Source organism: Streptomyces sp. B1866 (assembly GCF_031932565.1).
Classification (GTDB): domain Bacteria; phylum Actinomycetota; class Actinomycetes; order Streptomycetales; family Streptomycetaceae; genus Streptomyces.
The window spans coordinates 1-459 of sequence record NZ_JAVSCF010000615.1; the positions used below are offsets into that span (position 1 = coordinate 1).

1 protein-coding gene is annotated in these 459 nt (G+C 83.0%); it reads right to left on the reverse strand.

Going from position 1 to position 459, the window contains the following annotated elements:
• The coding region (locus RKE29_RS30450) for a coiled-coil domain-containing protein (RefSeq protein ID WP_369016076.1) at positions 1-459 on the reverse strand (459 nt) is incomplete at both ends.

A 459-nucleotide genomic window follows, 5' to 3' on the forward strand; every position in this document is an offset into this window, starting at 1 on the left:
CACGTCGCGCCTGCGCCGGGCCAGGGCCCGGCGGCCGGCCGCCAGCGCGGCGAGCCTGGCCCGCGCCTCGGCACGCTGCTGGCGCAGCGTCCGCTGGGCGGCCCGCAGCACCCGCAGCCGGGCCGCCTGCGCGCTGGTGATGCGCTCCAGCGTGGCCGCCCGCTCCAGGTACTGGTCGGGGTCGGCGGTCAGCAGCAGGGCCAGGAGCGGGTCCACGCCGCCGGAGCGGTACTGCGCGGCGGCGAGCGCGCCGAGACCGGCGCGCACGCGGTTGACGCGCTCCTGGCCGCGGGCGACCCGGTCGCGGACGCGGTCGGCCTGCTCGCGCAGCCGCGCCGCCCGCTCCCCCGCCGCGTCGTACCGCTCGGTGGCCCGCTCGGCCCGCGCGTACAGCCGGTCCAGGGCGGCGAGGGCGGCGTGGCCGTCCGCGGTCCCGCGCGGGCGGGGCGGTTCGGCGCC